The sequence below is a fragment of the Luteimonas yindakuii genome (assembly GCF_004803715.2).
Lineage (GTDB): Bacteria > Pseudomonadota > Gammaproteobacteria > Xanthomonadales > Xanthomonadaceae > Luteimonas > Luteimonas yindakuii.
Window position 1 is genome coordinate 2,184,123 of record NZ_CP039383.2, and the last position, 16,125, is coordinate 2,200,247.

At 68.0% G+C, this 16,125-nt stretch carries 13 protein-coding genes and 6 tRNA genes; 4 read left to right on the top strand and 15 right to left on the bottom strand.

The features are described 5' to 3' along the window. Window positions 1-9: 9 nt before the first annotated feature. The 11 genes from E5843_RS10060 to E5843_RS10110 all read right to left on the bottom strand — a co-directional run bounded on the left by E5843_RS10060 (window position 10) and on the right by E5843_RS10110 (window position 7,679). Window positions 10-84: transfer RNA gene (locus E5843_RS10060), tRNA-Val, on the bottom strand. Window positions 85-97: 13 nt separating this feature from the next. Next, on the bottom strand, window positions 98-370 hold the full coding sequence (locus tag E5843_RS10065) for an HU family DNA-binding protein (protein ID WP_134673833.1): 273 nt from the start codon (window positions 368-370) through the stop codon (window positions 98-100). 215 nt (window positions 371-585) lie between these two features. Then, a complete protein-coding gene (gene lon, locus E5843_RS10070) occupies window positions 586-3,021 on the bottom strand; it encodes an endopeptidase La (RefSeq protein WP_136412567.1) in 2,436 nt (811 codons plus the stop codon). A gap of 197 nt (window positions 3,022-3,218) precedes the next feature. Beyond that, window positions 3,219-4,505 carry an ATP-dependent Clp protease ATP-binding subunit ClpX gene (gene clpX / locus E5843_RS10075; protein WP_134673835.1) on the bottom strand — a complete coding sequence of 429 codons (1,287 nt, stop codon included), beginning with the start codon at window positions 4,503-4,505 and terminating at the stop codon, window positions 3,219-3,221. Window positions 4,506-4,673: 168 nt separating this feature from the next. Beyond that, window positions 4,674-5,300, bottom strand: coding sequence for an ATP-dependent Clp endopeptidase proteolytic subunit ClpP (clpP, locus tag E5843_RS10080; RefSeq protein WP_134673836.1), 627 nt, complete (start codon window positions 5,298-5,300; stop codon window positions 4,674-4,676). A 90-nt stretch (window positions 5,301-5,390) separates the two neighbouring features. Beyond that, complete coding sequence (gene tig, locus E5843_RS10085; protein WP_141065968.1) at window positions 5,391-6,698, bottom strand: trigger factor; 1,308 nt, start codon at window positions 6,696-6,698, stop codon at window positions 5,391-5,393. Between the two features lie 297 nt (window positions 6,699-6,995). Then, window positions 6,996-7,080: transfer RNA gene (locus tag E5843_RS10090), tRNA-Leu, on the bottom strand. A gap of 116 nt (window positions 7,081-7,196) precedes the next feature. Next, window positions 7,197-7,272, bottom strand: a tRNA-Lys gene (locus E5843_RS10095). Between the two features lie 73 nt (window positions 7,273-7,345). Further along, window positions 7,346-7,422, bottom strand: a tRNA-His gene (locus E5843_RS10100). 70 nt (window positions 7,423-7,492) lie between these two features. Next, window positions 7,493-7,569, bottom strand: a tRNA-Arg gene (locus E5843_RS10105). Window positions 7,570-7,602: 33 nt separating this feature from the next. Beyond that, window positions 7,603-7,679 (bottom strand) — tRNA-Pro (locus E5843_RS10110). Between the two features lie 183 nt (window positions 7,680-7,862). Here E5843_RS10110 and E5843_RS10115 point away from each other — a divergent pair. Beyond that, complete coding sequence (locus tag E5843_RS10115; protein WP_134673838.1) at window positions 7,863-8,624, top strand: Bax inhibitor-1/YccA family protein; 762 nt, start codon at window positions 7,863-7,865, stop codon at window positions 8,622-8,624. Between the two features lie 86 nt (window positions 8,625-8,710). Here E5843_RS10115 and E5843_RS10120 read toward each other — a convergent pair whose 3' ends face one another. The 4 genes from E5843_RS10120 to grxC form a co-directional block, all read right to left on the bottom strand. Continuing rightward, entirely contained in the window at window positions 8,711-10,075 is a 1,365-nt protein-coding gene (locus E5843_RS10120; protein WP_136412568.1) for a Na+/H+ antiporter NhaC family protein, read from the bottom strand. A gap of 198 nt (window positions 10,076-10,273) precedes the next feature. Beyond that, a complete protein-coding gene (locus E5843_RS10125) occupies window positions 10,274-11,281 on the bottom strand; it encodes an isocitrate dehydrogenase (RefSeq protein WP_136412569.1) in 1,008 nt (335 codons plus the stop codon). A 176-nt stretch (window positions 11,282-11,457) separates the two neighbouring features. Then, window positions 11,458-11,793, bottom strand: coding sequence for a carboxymuconolactone decarboxylase family protein (locus E5843_RS10130; protein ID WP_100322645.1), 336 nt, complete (start codon window positions 11,791-11,793; stop codon window positions 11,458-11,460). A gap of 56 nt (window positions 11,794-11,849) precedes the next feature. After that, complete coding sequence (gene grxC, locus E5843_RS14405) at window positions 11,850-12,188, bottom strand: glutaredoxin 3 (RefSeq protein WP_425478413.1); 339 nt, start codon at window positions 12,186-12,188, stop codon at window positions 11,850-11,852. Between the two features lie 108 nt (window positions 12,189-12,296). Here grxC and E5843_RS10140 point away from each other — a divergent pair, with 108 nt between their 5' ends. The 3 genes from E5843_RS10140 (at window position 12,297) to phoR (ending at window position 16,117) form a co-directional block, all read left to right on the top strand. Then, on the top strand, window positions 12,297-13,943 hold the full coding sequence (locus tag E5843_RS10140) for a M48 family metalloprotease (RefSeq protein WP_244240766.1): 1,647 nt from the start codon (window positions 12,297-12,299) through the stop codon (window positions 13,941-13,943). 71 nt (window positions 13,944-14,014) lie between these two features. Beyond that, complete coding sequence (phoB, locus tag E5843_RS10145; RefSeq protein WP_134673843.1) at window positions 14,015-14,704, top strand: phosphate regulon transcriptional regulator PhoB; 690 nt, start codon at window positions 14,015-14,017, stop codon at window positions 14,702-14,704. A 48-nt stretch (window positions 14,705-14,752) separates the two neighbouring features. Then, window positions 14,753-16,117: a phosphate regulon sensor histidine kinase PhoR gene (gene phoR / locus E5843_RS10150; RefSeq protein WP_136412572.1), complete on the top strand. Its 1,365-nt coding sequence runs from the start codon at window positions 14,753-14,755 to the stop codon at window positions 16,115-16,117. Window positions 16,118-16,125: the final 8 nt, after the last annotated feature.

The following is a 16,125-nucleotide window of genomic DNA, read 5'->3' on the forward strand; positions in this document are numbered from 1 at the left end:
ACCTTGGCGTGGTGGGTGCTGAGGGTTTCGAACCCCCGACCCTCGCCTTGTAAGGGCGACGCTCTACCGCTGAGCTAAGCACCCCCGAAGGAGCCGCTTAATTTACACCGTCCTTGAGCGCTTTGCCAGCCTTGAACGCAGGGTTCTTGGTGGCGGCGATCTGGATCTCTTCGCCGGTGCGCGGGTTGCGGCCGGTACGTGCAGCGCGCTCGCGGACCTCGAAGGTGCCGAAGCCGGCAATGGCGACGTCCTCGCCCTGCTTCAGGCCGTTGGTGATCGCCTCGAACACGGCGTCGACGGCGCAGGTGGCCTGGGCCTTGGTGAGGTCGCACTTGTCGGCGACGGTCGTGATCAGATCGGACTTCTTCATTTAGGAACGCTCCTGTGCGACTGCGAGGTCGCGATGATGACAACCGGCCCGCCTCGAGTATCGACGTGCTTGCCTGGCCGGTTCGGACGATGCGATGCGCGACGTGCGTCGCACATCGCGGACGCGGGTTTTATAACAGCGCCCCCGGTGCGACGCAAGGAAAAAGCCCACAACCACGCGGATTTACGCGCACTAACGCAGGCTGTGCGGGCGTGTCAATGCTTGACGCCGGCCTGCGTTCCCGACTTCTTCGAGCGCGGCTTGGCGATGACCGGCGCGACGTCCTTGCTCGGCTTCACCGGCTTGATCGGGTACTCCAGCGCGAGGTCGAGCACCTCGTCGATCCACTTCACCGGCACGATCTCCATCTGCTGCGTCACCGACTTCGGCAGGTCCGTCAGGTCCTTGCGGTTCTCCTCGGGGATGATCACGGTGCGGATGCCACCACGCATCGCGGCAAGCAGCTTCTCCTTGAGGCCGCCGATCGCGGTGACACGGCCACGCAGGGTGATCTCGCCGGTCATTGCCACGTCGGCGCGCACCGGGATCTTGGTCAGCGTCGACACCAGCGCGGTGGTCATCGCGATGCCTGCGCTCGGGCCATCCTTGGGCGTGGCGCCGTCTGGCACGTGCACGTGCACGTCGTGCTTCTGCAGGAAATCCATCGCAACGCCGAGCCGTTCGGTGCGCGAACGCACGATCGACAGCGCCGCCGACGCCGACTCCTTCATCACGTCGCCGAGCTGGCCAGTGAGGATCAGCTGGCCCTTGCCGGGCACCAGCGTCGACTCGATCTGCAGCAGGTCGCCGCCGACCTCGGTCCACGCAAGACCCGTGACCATGCCGATCTCGTTGTCCTCCTCGGCGCGGCCGAAGTCGTACCGGCGCACACCCAGGTACTTCTCGAGATTGCGCGCATTGACGGCCACGGTCTTCGTCGCCTTCTTCGCCTGCGGGCCGGCCAGCGCGATCTCCTTGACCACCTTGCGGCAGATCTTGGCGACTTCGCGCTCGAGGTTGCGCACGCCCGATTCGCGCGTGTAGTAGCGCACGATGTCGCGGATCGCGGCCTCGGCGATCTTCAACTCGCTGGCAGCAAGCCCGTTGGCCTTGAGCTGCTTCGGCACGAGATAGCGCATGGCGATGTTGAGCTTCTCTTCCTCGGTGTAACCCGGGATGCGGATCACCTCCATGCGGTCGAGCAGCGGGCCGGGGATGTTGAGCGAGTTCGAGGTGGCGACGAACATCACCTCGCTGAGGTCCAGGTCGACCTCGAGGTAGTGGTCGTTGAACGCGCTGTTCTGCTCGGGGTCGAGCACTTCCAGCAGCGCCGACGACGGATCGCCACGGAAGTCCATCGACATCTTGTCGATCTCGTCGAGCACGAACAGCGGGTTCTTGGTGCCGGCCTTGTTGAGGTTCTGCACGATCCGCCCCGGCATCGAGCCGACGTAGGTGCGGCGGTGGCCACGGATCTCGGCCTCGTCGCGCACGCCGCCCAGCGACATGCGCACGAACTTGCGGTTGGTGGCCTTGGCGATCGACTGGCCGAGCGAGGTCTTGCCGACGCCCGGCGGGCCGACCAGGCACAGGATGGGGCCGCGCAGCTGCTTCACCCGCGCCTGCACGGCGAGGTATTCGAGGATGCGCTCCTTCACCTTTTCCAGGCCGTAGTGGTCGGCGTCGAGCACGTCCTGCGCGACCTTGAGGTCCTTGCGCACCTTGCTGCGCTTCTTCCACGGCACGCCCAGCAGCCAGTCGAGGTAGTTGCGCACCACCGCGGCTTCGGCCGACATCGGCGACATCTGCTTGAGCTTGTTGAACTCGTTCTTCGCCTTGGTCTCCACCGCCTTCGGCATACCGGCCTCGGCGATCTTGCGCGCGAGTTCCTCGATGTCGTTCGGCGCGTCGTCCATCTCGCCGAGCTCCTTCTGGATCGCCTTCATCTGCTCGTTGAGGTAGTACTCGCGCTGCGACTTCTCCATCTGCGACTTCACCCGGCCGCGGATGCGCTTCTCCATCTGCTGCACGTCGATCTCGCCATCGACGAGGCCGACCAGGAGCTCCAGGCGGCTGCCGGTCTCGAAGGTCTCCAGCAGCTTCTGCTTGTCGGCCAGGCGCACGCCCAGATGCGCGGCGATGGTGTCGCCGAGGCGGCCGGGCTCGTCGATGCCGGCCAGGGTCTGCAGCAGTTCCGGCGGCAACTTGCGGCTGGTCTTGACGTACTGCTCGAACAGGCTCATCAGCGAGCGCGCGATCGCCTCGATCTCGCGTTCCTCGCGGCCGTCCTCCGGCTCGACTTCATGCCCGCGCGCCGCCAGCGTGCCGCCACGCTCCAGCACGGCGTCGACGCTGGCGCGCGCCACGCCCTCGACCAGCACCTTGATCGTGCCGTCGGGCAGCTTCAGCAACTGCAGCACCTGCGCCACGGTGCCGACCTTGTACAGGTCGTCCGCAGCGGGATCGTCGGTCTCGGCCGACTTCTGCGCCACCAGCAGGATCCGCTTGTCGGCCTCCATCGCCATGTCCAGCGCACGGATGGACTTCTCGCGCCCCACGAACAGCGGGATCACCATGTGCGGGAACACCACGACGTCACGCAGCGGCAGCACCGGCAGTTCGAAAGCGGCGGTTTCGGGGGTAGCGGTCATCGGGACTCCGGGGGAAACGGTCGGGCAGGATCGCCCGCAACTGGCTTCCAGTTATGGGGCTCGCGCGGGGTGCTTGCAAGCGGACGCTGCGTGCCATTGCGGCGGAGGTCATACACGCCGGCGAATCAGTGGCTTGCAACGAAAATGCCCGCGCCCAAGGGGAGCGCGGGCACTGGATCCGGCCGGCCGCGGCGGGGTTATTCCCCGGCGGCGACCTTCGGTGGCGCCGGCGGCGCCTGGTAGATCAGGTACGGCTCGGACTTGTGCTCGATCACCGATTCATCGACCACCACCTTGCTGACGTTCTCCAGCGACGGCAGGTCGTACATGGTGTCGAGCAGCACCGATTCGACGATGGTGCGCAGCCCGCGCGCGCCGGTCTTGCGCTTGATCGCCTTGCGCGCGATCGCGGCCAGCGCGTCCTCGCGGAACTCGAGCTCCACGCCCTCCATGTCGAACAGGCGCTTGAACTGCTTTGTGATGGCGTTCTTGGGCTCGGTGAGGATCTGCACCAGCGCCGGTTCGTCGAGCTCTTCGAGCGTGGCGACCACCGGCAGGCGACCCACGAACTCCGGGATCAGGCCGAACTTGATCAGGTCTTCAGGCTCGACGTCCGCCAGCACCTTGCCGGTATCGGCCTTGCGCTCGCTGCTCTTCACCTTGGCCGAGAAGCCGATGCCACCGCCATCGGCGCTGCGCTGCTGGATGATCTTCTCCAGCCCGGCGAACGCGCCACCGACGATAAACAGGATGTTGCTGGTGTCGACCTGCAGGAACTCCTGCTGCGGATGCTTGCGCCCGCCCTGCGGCGGCACGCTGGCCATCGTGCCTTCGATCAGCTTCAGCAGCGCCTGCTGCACGCCTTCGCCGGACACGTCGCGGGTGATCGACGGGTTCTCGCTCTTGCGCGAGATCTTGTCGATCTCGTCGATGTAGACGATGCCCTGCTGTGCCTTCTCGACGTCGTAGTCGCACTTCTGCAGGAGCTTCTGGATGATGTTCTCGACGTCCTCGCCCACGTAGCCGGCTTCGGTCAGCGTCGTGGCATCGGCCATGGTGAACGGCACGTTGAGCAGGCGCGCCAGCGTTTCCGCGAGCAGCGTCTTGCCCGAACCCGTCGGGCCGACGAGCAGGATATTGGACTTCGCCAGCTCGACGTCGTCGCTCTTCTGCCGGCTCTCGATGCGCTTGTAGTGGTTGTACACCGCCACTGCGAGCGTGCGCTTGGCGCGGTTCTGGCCGATGACGTACTGGTCCAGGACCTCGAGGATCTCCTTCGGCTTGGGCAGCGAACTGCGTGCCGACTGGGCCTTTTCCTCGAGTTCCTCGCGGATGATGTCGTTGCAGAGTTCGACGCATTCATCGCAGATGAACACGCTCGGGCCGGCAATCAGCTTGCGGACCTCATGCTGGCTTTTCCCGCAGAACGAGCAGTACAGGATCTTGTTGCTGTCGCCGGAACGGCCCTGGGCGTCTTTGCTCATGTGCTTCGGTTTACCAGATGAAACGGTCCGCCGGAGCGGAGAGACGGACCGAGAATAGCATAGCGGCCGCGGGGCGCGTTCGCGCCTTCCGCGGGGATGGAAACGCAAGCGGCGTCAGACAGTTACCGCATATGGCCGCGGTCGTGCCGCGGCTGCGTGGCGAATCGTTCAGGACGGCTGGATCGACTCGTCCGGGCGGCGCTGGAGCACCTCGTCGATCATTCCGTATTCCTTCGCGCCTTCTGCACTGAGGAAACGGTCGCGCTCCATGTCGCGCTCGATCTGCTCCAGCGGCTGGCCGGTGTGGTCGGCGTACAGCTGGTTCAGGCGCTGGCGCAGATACAGGATCTCGCGCGCGTGGATCTCGATGTCGGTGGCCTGGCCCTGCGTGCCGCCGGAGGGCTGGTGGATCATCACCCGCGAGTTCGGCAGCGCGTAGCGCTTGCCCTTGGCACCGGCCATCAGCAGCATCGAACCCGCACTGGCCGCCTGGCCGATGCACATGGTGCTGACGTCGGGCTTGATGAACTGCATGGTGTCGTAGATCGCCAGGCCCGCGGTCACCACGCCGCCGGGCGAGTTGATGTACAGGCTGATGTCCTTCTCGGGGTTCTCCGCCTCGAGGAACAGCATCTGCGCCACCACCACGTTGGCGACGTGGTCGTCGATCGGCCCGACCAGGAAGATGATCCGCTCCTTGAGCAGGCGCGAATAGATGTCGTAGGCGCGCTCGCCGCGGCTGGTCTGCTCGACCACCATCGGCACCAGGTTGAGGGCTTTGGTCACTTGGTTCACGCGCGGAACTCCTGCTGATGTGGCGCCCGCGCAGTGGTGCACGGGCATCCGTTACGTCGCATTGCCACCCGCGGCTGCGGGCCGGCCGGCTCAGGCCTGCTGCGAGATCGCATCCTGGAAGCCGATCGCCTGCTCGGTGTGCTGGGCGCGCTCGGCGATCCAGTCGATCACCTGCTCTTCCATCACCCGGTTCTGCAGTCCCGACATCAGCTGGGGGTCGTTGCGGTACAACTCAATGACCTGCTCCGGTTCCTCGTAGGTGGAAGCGATCAGGCGCAGCGTCTCGTTCAGGCGCTTGGGGTCGAGTTGCAGCTTGTTGATGCGCGCGACCTCGCCGACCAGCAGGCCCATCAGCACGCGCTTGCGCGCCGCGTCCATGTAGCTCTGGTGGGCATCGGCCGGCACGTCGCCGACGTTGCGGCCCTGGCGGCGCGCCTGTTCGACGGTCTGCGCAAGCATCGCGCGGGCCTCGTTCTCGACCAGCTTCGGCGGCAGTTCCACCTCGGCCCATGTCGTGGTGAGCTGCTCGCCCACTTCACGGCGCAGCCGGTTCATCAGCGCGCCCTTGAGCTCGCGCTCGAGGTTGGCGCGGATTTCCTTGCGGAACGCTTCTTCCGTACCGGCCTTGACGCCGAAGCTCTTGATGAAAGCGGCGTCGACCTCGGGCAGCACCGGCTCGGACACGCGCTCCACGGTGAGGTGCACCTGTGCCTTCTGCCCTGCCAGCTGCGGCACGCGCCAGTCGGCGGGAAACTCGACTTCGACGGTCTTGTCTTCGCCTTCCGACATGCCTTCCAGCGCGGCGTCGAGCGCCGGCAGCATGCCACCGGCGCCGAGCACGGCGGTGCCGTCCTCGCTGCCTTCGGCCGGCATGCGCTCCTCACCCACCTGCGACCAGGTCTTGAGATCGACCGCGTCGCCCGCCTGCGCCGGACGCGTCACCACCGTCCAGCTGCGGCGCTGCAGGCGCAGGTTCTCGATCATCCGCTCGATGTCCTCGTCGGTGACCTCGGCGGTGTGGCGCACGACGTTGAGGCGCGACATGTCGAGGTCGCCGAAGTCCGGCACCACCTCGAAGGTCGCGACGTAGGCGAACTCGTCGCCACCCTCGAACTGCGGCTCGATGCGCGGCTGGCCGGCGATGCGCAGTTCGTTCTCGCGCACCGCCTGGTCGAAGCCCTCGCGCAGCAGGCGGTCGAGCACCTCGGCGCGGACCTGCGGGCCAAAGCGCTGTTCGATCACTTTCGCCGGCACCTTGCCCGGGCGGAAGCCCTTGATGCGCGTGGTGCGCGCGATCTCGCGCAGGCGCCCACCGACGTTGCTTTCGAGGTTCTCTGCCGGGAGCCGGAAGGTCATCCGACGCTCGAGGTTGCCAACGGACTCGACCGAAACTTGCATATCCACTCCTGGGGTCGCGGCTGTGCCGCGAGCGATTCTCAAAGACGGTTGTAGGTGGCGACCCGGGCGCTGGCGCATCCGCGGATGCGGCGCCGGAGAGGCAGAACGCGACATTTTGGCGGATTCCGGGGGTGACCGCCAGCAGCACACGCCGTCCGGCAAGCGTAATCGCGGTCGCCCGGTGTGCCTGGGCGTGCAGCCTGCCCGCGCCACCGCCTGGCAGACGCCATGTCGAGGGCGGCACACGTGCGCGGCCGTCCTGCCGGACGCGGGGCCGGAAGCCATTCCCCACGGGGCTGGTGCGGAAGGGGGGACTCGAACCCCCACGCCTCGCGGCGTCAGAACCTAAATCTGGTGCGTCTACCAATTCCGCCACTTCCGCGCGGCGTCATTCTAGCGCGGCCTGCGGCGCTGTCCGCCGCCCCGCGGACGCCGTCCGCGCTTTCCACCGATGCGTGAAAAGCAGAACGCCCGGCAAGCCGGGCGTCTGGGACTTCATGGTGGGCCGTCAAGGATTCGAACCTTGGACCTACTGATTAAGAGTCAGCTGCTCTACCAACTGAGCTAACGGCCCGTGAAGCGGGCGCGCAGTGTACAGGCACTGTGCGCGGTGGGCAATCATCGTGATGCACGATCGCCGCGAAAGATGGGGTGGCTGAGGGGATTCGAACCCCCGACCACTGGAATCACAATCCAGTACTCTAACCAACTGAGCTACAGCCACCATTGGAACGCGGTCCTTCCTGGACGCTGCACCCATGCGGGTGCGTGGTTCTCCTCGACCGCCACCGGGCTGGCGCGCCCGGCAGGACTCGAACCTGCAACCACCGGCTTAGAAGGCCGGTGCTCTATCCGGTTGAGCTACGGGCGCTCGGACCGAAACCGCACGTCGCGTATTGCCGGATGGTCGGGGTAGAGGGATTCGAACCCCCGACATCCTGCTCCCAAAGCAGGCGCGCTACCAGACTGCGCTATACCCCGCCGACGTCGTACGGATTCGACCCATCACGCCTGCGGCGCGAGGGGCGGTCATTGTGGTTAGCGCGGGCGCCGGTGTCAATTCTCCATTGCGCTTTGCCTGCATGGCCACGCCGCCTCCACGGCAGGCTCAGGAAGAGGCCTGTTATCCTCGGCCCAGGCAATCAGACAGCACAGGGGACCACCATGCGCAGCGCCAATCCCGCCCTGAAGGAGTCGACCTTCCTCGACCTCGGCAGCGGCACCGTCGTCTCCCGCGACGGCGACACGATGTCGATCAACGGCACGGTCAACAAGACCGCCTTCCTCCTGGTGCTGACCGTGCTCACCGCCGCCTTCGCCTGGAGCCAGGCGGTTGGTGCCGACGGCCAGCCGGCGCCGGGCTTCGGCATCTACGCCTGGGGCGGGGCCATCGGCGGTTTCGTCATCGCCATGGTCACCATCTTCAAGAAGACCTGGGCACCGGTGACCGCGCCGCTGTACGCACTGGTGGAAGGCTTCTTCCTCGGTGCGATCTCGGCGCTGTTCAACGCCTACTACGAAGGCATCGTGATGCAGGCGGTGCTGCTGACCTTCGGCACCCTGTTCGCGATGCTGTTCGCCTACCGCAGCGGGCTGGTCCGGGCCACCGAGAACTTCAAGCTCGGCGTGGTGGCCGCGACCGGCGGCATCGCGCTGGTGTACCTGGCCACCATCGTGCTGGGCTTCTTCGGCATCCAGATTCCGATGATCCACGAGTCGGGCATCGTCGGCATCGGCTTCAGCCTGTTCGTGGTGGTGATCGCGGCGCTGAACCTGGTGCTGGATTTCGACTTCATCGAAAGCGGCGCCGAGCAGGGTGCGCCGAAGTACATGGAGTGGTACGGTGCGTTCGGCCTGATGGTGACGCTGGTGTGGCTGTACGTGGAGTTCCTGCGCCTGCTGGCGAAGCTGCAGGGTCGCGACTGACCGCAAGCCGCGAATGCAACGAAAAAGGGCGCTTCGGCGCCCTTTTTCGTGTCCCCGAACCGGCGGCTGCGCCCGATCCGCGTGACTCAGCGGGAAGACTGCCCTGCCCGCTCCGCCGACGCCGCCGTGCGCCGCGTCGGCCACAGGATGAAAGCCAGCGCCACCACGGCAAGGATCCAGCAGTAGTAAACGCTGCCGGCAAGCGCCAGCGGCGAGACCGCGGCCAGCGACGCCGCCAGCAGGATCTGCGCGCCGTAGGGAATCACGCCCTGGGCAACGCACGCGAAGATATCGAGCACGCTCGCCGAGCGGCGTGGGCTGATGCCATGCCGCTGGGCGATGTCGCGCGCGACGCTGCCGCTGACCAGGATCGCCACCGTGTTGTTGGCGGTGAACACATCCGCGGTCGCCGACAGCGCCGCGATGCTGAGCTCGCCGCTGCGCTTGCCGCGATGGCCACGCGCGAAGCGGGCGATCAACCGCGCCAGCCACTCCAGCCCACCGCCCGCCTGCATCAGCGCGCCGAGGCCGCCAATGAGCAGCGACAGCAGCAGGATCTCGGTCATGCCCTCGAAGCCGATCCAGACATCGCCCGCCAGCTGCACCAGGTCATAGCCCTCGCCGAGCACGAGGCCGAAGCCGCCGGCCAGCGCCAGGCCGATGCCGAGCACCAGCAGCACGTCGAGTCCGCACAGCGCCAGCACCAGCACCAGCACGTACGGCAACGCCAGCCATGGCGAGGCACCCTCGATGGACTCCACCGGTGCGGACTCGCCCAGCACCAGCAGCAGCGCGATCGTGGCCAGCGCCGCCGGCAGCGCGATCCTGAAGTTCTCGCGGAACTTGTCGCGCATCTGCGCGCCCTGCGTGCGGGTGGAGGCGATGGTGGTGTCCGAGATCATCGACAGGTTGTCGCCGAACATCGCCCCGCCGATGACGGTGCCGATCACCAGCGTGCGGTCGAGGCCCGCGGCGTCGGCGACGCCGATCGCGATCGGCACCACCGCCGCGATCGTGCCCATCGAGGTGCCGATGGCCAGCGAAATGAACGACGCCAGCACGAACAATCCCGGCAGCAGCAGCGCCGCCGGCAACGCACCGATGCCGAGCGCCACCACCGCATCGACCGCCCCGATCGCGCTCGACACGTGGGCGAAGGCACCGGCGAGCAGGAAGATCAGGCACATCAGCACGATGTTGGGATCGCCCATGCCGCGCAGCAGGATCGCACCCGGGCGCTGCCCGCCACGCCAGGCAAGCCAGGCCGCCAGGGCAACGGCGGGCAGGATCGCTACCGGTGCGCGCAGCTGGTAGAAGCCCATCGCCTCGCCCTGCGCGGTGAAATACAGCCCGGCGCCGAAGAACAGCGCGAGGAACAGCAGCAGCGGGGTCAGCGCGAGCGCACTGGGCTGGACGGGCGCCTCGGGGGCGTCCTGCACGGTTGAGGTCATGACGGGGGCTGCGGGGGCAATCCGCGATTCTGCGTCGCGGCCCCGGCCGCGTCACGCGTATGGCCGGGATGCTCGGATGCCGCAAACAGGACGCCCACCCGTTGCGGGGTGGGCGTCGATCGTCGCTGCGGTGCGGGCCGCAGCGGTGGCTGAGCGGTGGCTGATGCGCGCGACGTAGCGCCGCGCTGCAGTGACGGCTCAGAGCCGCGCGGCGATCGCCCTGGCAAACGCCATGGTGTTGCCGCTGCCACCGAGGTCCGGGGTCAGCGAATCGCCGGCGGCGAGCGTGGCGACGATCGCCTCGCGCAGGCGCGTGGCCTCGTCCGGCTTGCCGAGGTGGTCGAGCATCTGTGCCGCGCCCAGCAGCAGCGCGCAGGGGTTGGCCTTGCCCTGGCCGGCGATGTCCGGTGCGGTGCCGTGCACGGCTTCGAAGATCGCAACGTCCTTGCCGATGTTGGCACCCGGGGCCAGGCCGAGGCCGCCGACCAGGCCGGCACACAGGTCGGAGATGATGTCGCCGAACAGGTTGGTGGTCACGATGATGTCGAACTGCTCGGGACGCATCACCAGCTGCATGCAGCAGTTGTCCACGATCATCTCGTTGGCCTCGATGTCGGGATACTCCGCCGCCACCTCGCGCGCCACCTTCAGGAACAGGCCCGAAGTGCTCTTGAGGATGTTGGCCTTGTGGACGATCGTGACCTTCCTGCGGCCGGTCCGGCGCGCCAGCTCGAACGCGTAGCGCACGATGCGGTCCGAGCCCTTGCGGGTGATGCGGGTGATCGACACCGCGGTCTCGCCGTCGGCCGACACTTCCTGGCCTTCGCTGATGTACGAGCCTTCGGTGTTCTCGCGGATGGTGATCAGGTCCACGCCGTCCGGGAAACGCGAGCGGGTGTTCGGGAACGAGGTCGCCGGGCGCACGTTGGCGTACAGGTCGAACTTCCGGCGCAGCTCCACGTTGATCGAGCTGAAGCCACCGCCGACCGGCGTGGCCAGCGGGCTCTTGAGCGCGATGCGGTTGCGCTGGATCGATTCGAGCGTCGTGGCGGGCAGCAGTTCGCCATGCTTTTCCAGCGCCACGAGGCCGGCGTCGGCGTCCTCGTAGCGCAGGCCGAGGTTCATCGCGTCGAGGACGTGGAGCGTGGCATCCATGATCTCCGGGCCGATACCGTCGCCGCGGATGACCGTGATCGTCTGGGTCATGTGGGGGATTTCCATGCAAGCGGGCGCCGCGCGGAGGCGGCGCCGGGGGCTGAAGTAAGCGCGCCATTATGCCATGCCGGACCGTACGGCCCGGCAGGCAGGTCATCGCGCGGGTGAATCGCAGCGCCGCGCCGGCGTGCGATCCCGGGACAATCGCGACCGCGAACCGGTCCCCGTCAGCCGTGGTCGTGCGCGGCCGGGGCCGCTGCGTCGCCCTGTTCCAGCTGGTCGAGGAAGTCCACCGCCCGACGCAGGTGCGGGATCACGATCGACCCGCCGACCACCAGCCCGACCGAGAATGTCTCGAACATCTCGTCGCGCGACACCCCTGCCTCGCGGCATTGCGCCACGTGATAGCTGATGCAGTCGTCGCAGCGCAGCACCAGCGAGGCCACCAGGCCCAGCAGTTCCTTGGTCTTCACGTCGAGCGCGCCGGCCTGGTAGGTCTGCGTGTCGAGCGCGAAGAAGCGCCGCACCACCTGGTTGGGCTCGGCGAGGATGCGCTCGTTCATGCGCTTGCGGAACGCGGTGAAGGCCGCGATGCGATCGCCTTCGTCGGCACCTGCGCTCACGATGTCTCTCCGCCCAGCAGCGGCTCCAGCTTGCCGGCGCGGTGCAGCGCCATCATGTCGTCGTAGCCGCCGACGTGGGTCTGGCCGATGAAGATCTGCGGCACGCTGGTGCGGCGCGTGGTCTCGACCATGCGCTGGCGCGCATCCGGATCCAGGTCGATCCGGACCTCGGTCCACTCGAGCCCCTTGCTCTTGAGAAAGGTCTTCGCGGCAACGCAGTAGCCGCACATCGCGCTGGTATAGAGGGTGATCTCGGGCGAACTCACATCGGACTCCGGGAAACTTGCAGGCGCAAGGATGGTCACAGTGTGTGCGCGGGCACCGGGCTTTTCCAGCGCGCGTGCGCGCGGCCGACCGCGCATGGCCGGTTGTGATTAACCGCCGATTCACCCCCGCCGCGCACCCTCCTCCATGCCCCGGAAGCCCCGGTTACGATGCCACGCATGCGCAATGTCCTGACTGCACTCCTCGTTGTCCTTGGCCTCGCCGCGTCGCACGGCGCCGCACAGGAGCGCTTGCCCGACATCGGGTCGTCTGCCGGCACGGTGCTGAGCCCGTCGCGGCAGGCCGAATACGGGCAGATGCTGCTGGCACAGCTGCGCCACTACGACATGGTGCTGGAGGATCCGCAGGTCAACGACTGGCTGCGCACCACCGGCGCGCGGCTGGCGTCGGCCAGTGACCAGCCGCAACAGCCGTTCACCTTCTTCGTGATGCGCGACCGCGGCGTCAACGCGTTCGCGACGCTGGGCGGGCATATCGGCCTCAACGTCGGCCTGGTGCTGGCGGCGCAGACGGAGGACGAGGTGGCGGCGGTGCTGGCCCACGAGGTCGCCCATGTCACCCAGAACCACGTGCTGCGCGGCGTCGAGCGCGCACAGCGCGACAGCGTGCCGATCCTGCTGGCGATGCTGGGCGCGATCGCGGTCGCCGCGGGCTCGTCCAGCGATTCATCGGGCGAGGCCGCGATGGCCGCGCTGGCGGGTGCGCAGGGCTGGGCGATCCAGCGCCAGATCGACTACACCCGCTCCAACGAGTCCGAGGCCGACCGCCTCGGCATCCGCACCCTCGCCCGTGCCGGTTACGACCTCGAAGGCATGGCCAGCATGTTCGAGCGCATGCAGGCGATGTCACGCACCAACCAGGGTGGCGAACGCGAGCGCCTCCCCGACTACCTGCGCACCCACCCGGTCACCACCACGCGCATCAGCGAGGCACGCCAGCGCGCCGAGCAGATCGCGCGCGACTCCGGGGCCATCGTCGGCATCGCGACCACGCCGGAGGGCTCGCGCACCGACCGGATCATCGTCGGCAGCCCACTCGGCAACGTCGGCACCGGCACCCGGAATCCCCTGCTTCCCGCGGCGCTGCGCCTGCCTGCCGGCGCCGCGGCGCCGAGCGGTGGCGATCCGGTGGTGTTCGGCTGGACGCGCGAACGGATGCGCGTGCTCAGCGCGGAAACGCCCGCCGCCGCGATCCGCGAATACGAGGCCCTGCGCCGCAACGGCCTGCTGGGCGACGACCAGCGCTATGGCCTGGCCCTGGCCCGGTTGCTCAGTGGCGACTACGCGGTAGCAGCCACCCGGTTCGCCGAACTCCTCGAGGAATACCCCGGTGACCTGTGGCTGGGGGTCTCGCTGGCCGAGGCCGAAGTGCGGGCCGGCCGCGTGGCCGAAGGGGACCGCCGCTTCGAGGCGCTGCTCCAACGCATGCCCAACCATCGCGCCACGGTGCTGACCTACGCCGGCCTGCTGGCCGAACGCAACACGCCCGCGGCCGGACGCCGGGCACAGGAACTGCTGCGGCCACTGCTGCGCACCGCTGCCGACGACCCGACCTTCCAGCGCACCTTCGCCCGCGTCAGCGAGATCGCCGGCGACCCGGTCCGCGCCGGCGAAGCACACGCCGAAGCGGCGTTTCTCGGCGGCCGCGCCGAGCAGGCCCTGGTGCAGCTCAACACGCTGAAGAAGCGCGACGACCTCGACTACTACGCACGGGCGCGCATCGACGCACGCATCGCGGCGATCACCCCCACCGTGCTGGAACTGCGCCGCCAGGGCGTGCGCGACGAGGATCTGCGCCGGCGCTGAGCCCAGCAAGGGTGTCACGCCAATGTCATGAATCTGTCGTCTAATGCGGTAAATCCGGCGGGAACCCCACCGTGCAGAAACGCATCCTGATCGTTGACGACGAACCGGCCATCCGCGAGATGGTGGCCTTCGCATTGCGCAAGGGCGAGTTCGAACCGGCCCATGCCGGCGATGCGCGCGAGGCGCAGAGCGCCATCGCCGACCGCGTGCCCGACCTGATCCTGCTCGACTGGATGCTGCCGGGCACCAGCGGGCTGGAGCTCGCACGGCGCTGGCGGCGCGAGGAGCTCACCCGCGAGGTGCCGATCATCATGCTCACCGCCCGTGGCGAGGAGAACGATCGTGTCGGCGGGCTGGAAGCCGGCGTCGACGATTACGTGGTGAAGCCTTTTTCGGCGCGCGAACTGCTGGCACGCATCCGCGCGGTGATGCGCCGCTCGCGCGACGACGACGAGGACGGCAGCGTGCAGATCGGCGCGCTGCGCATAGACGGCGCCGCCCACCGCGTGTTCGCCGGCGACACGCCGGTCACCATCGGCCCCACCGAATACCGGCTGCTGCACTTCTTCATGACCCATGCCGAGCGCGTCTACTCGCGTGCGCAGCTGCTCGACCATGTCTGGGGCGGCAGCGTGTACGTGGAAGAGCGCACCGTCGACGTGCATATCCGCCGCCTGCGCAAGACCCTGGAGCCATTCCAGCTCGATGGCATGGTGCAGACCGTGCGCGGCGCCGGCTACCGCTTCTCGGCATCGATGTGACTGCGACGATGGCCGCCGTCCACCCCTGCCCGCCTGCGCACTGAGCGCATGCCACCGCGACTCGCCGCCGGCTGGGCCCGTACGCTCGGGCGCCAGGTCCTGGTCCTGGCGGCCGCGCTCGTCCTGGGGCTGATGGTCGACCAGGCCTGGGCGGCACTGGCGCTGGCCGCGCTGGGCATCGTGGCCTGGCAGCAACTGCGCCTGCGACGCCTGCTGCTGCGCCTGCAGTCACGCCGGCACCTGCCACTCGCACGCGGGGCGGGCGCATGGAACGAGCTCGACCGCCTGCTGCACCAGTACCAGGACGAAACCCGCAACCGCAAGCGCCGGCTGGTGGAGATGCTGCGCGCCTACCGCGCGGCCGCCGCGGCGCTGCCCGACGCGGTGGTGGTGCTGGACCGCAACAGCCAGCGCGTGCAGTGGTTCAACGAGGCGGCCAGCCATCTGCTCGGCCTGCAGTACCCGGCCGACCTCGACGCCCCGGTCGGCGAGCGCCTGCAACCGCTGCCCATCGCCCACTGGCTGGCCAGTGGCCGTTACGCCGAACCCCTGCTCGATGCGCCATCGCCGATGGATGCCGACGTCCGCCTGAGCCTGCGGTTGATTCCGTATTCGGACAGCCTGTGGCTGATGGTCGCGCGCGACGTGAGCAAGCTGATGCGGCTGGAACAGGTACGCCGCGATTTCGTCGCCAACGTGTCCCACGAACTGCGTACGCCGCTGACGGTCATCCATGGCTATCTCGACATGCTCGAGCCCGACGAGCAGCCCGACTGGGCGCCGATCCTGGCCGAGATGCGCACGCAGTCGCAGCGCATGACCCAGCTGGTGGAGGACCTGCTGACGCTGTCGCGGCTGGAGGCGCAGGAGGCGGTGTCCGACGAGAACGTGCCAATGGCATCGCTGCTCGCCACCCTGCGCCGCGAGGCCGAAGCACTGGGCAAGGGCCGCCACGAGATCCGCGTCGAGGACCGAGCGGGCGTGGACCTGTGGGGCTCGATCAAGGAGCTGCACAGCGCGTTCTCCAACCTCGTGTCGAACGCCGTGCGCTATACCCCCGCCGGCGGCCGCATCGACATCACGCTTGCACGCAGCGACGACGGTGGCGCCGTGCTGTCGGTGCGCGACAGCGGCTACGGCATCCCCGCCTCGCACCTGCCGCGCCTGACCGAACGCTTCTACCGGGTGTCCACCAGCCGCTCGCGCGAACTCGGCGGGACCGGCCTCGGGCTTGCCATCGTCAAACACGTGCTTCAGCTGCACCAGGCGCGGCTGGAAGTCGAAAGCGAGGTCGGCCGCGGCAGCATGTTCGCCTGCCATTTCCCCCCCGACCGCGTACATTCCCCGCGAGATCCCTTTATCGATGGAGCCCCGCGTGAACAAGCGCGCAACCCGGCCGACCGCGCACGCTGAGCGCCGGA

Coding starts and splice junctions, on each gene's coding strand:
- E5843_RS10130 (WP_100322645.1), bottom strand. CDS start 11,793: ATGAACGAGCGCATCCTCGCCGAGCCCAACCAGGTGGTGCGGCGCTTC.
- E5843_RS10140 (WP_244240766.1), top strand. CDS start 12,297: ATGCGCAATGTCCTGACTGCACTCCTCGTTGTCCTTGGCCTCGCCGCG.
- lon (WP_136412567.1), bottom strand. CDS start 3,021: ATGACCGCTACCCCCGAAACCGCCGCTTTCGAACTGCCGGTGCTGCCG.
- clpX (WP_134673835.1), bottom strand. CDS start 4,505: ATGAGCAAAGACGCCCAGGGCCGTTCCGGCGACAGCAACAAGATCCTG.
- E5843_RS10120 (WP_136412568.1), bottom strand. CDS start 10,075: ATGACCTCAACCGTGCAGGACGCCCCCGAGGCGCCCGTCCAGCCCAGT.
- tig (WP_141065968.1), bottom strand. CDS start 6,698: ATGCAAGTTTCGGTCGAGTCCGTTGGCAACCTCGAGCGTCGGATGACC.
- E5843_RS10065 (WP_134673833.1), bottom strand. CDS start 370: ATGAAGAAGTCCGATCTGATCACGACCGTCGCCGACAAGTGCGACCTC.
- E5843_RS10115 (WP_134673838.1), top strand. CDS start 7,863: ATGCGCAGCGCCAATCCCGCCCTGAAGGAGTCGACCTTCCTCGACCTC.
- E5843_RS10125 (WP_136412569.1), bottom strand. CDS start 11,281: ATGACCCAGACGATCACGGTCATCCGCGGCGACGGTATCGGCCCGGAG.
- phoR (WP_136412572.1), top strand. CDS start 14,753: ATGCCACCGCGACTCGCCGCCGGCTGGGCCCGTACGCTCGGGCGCCAG.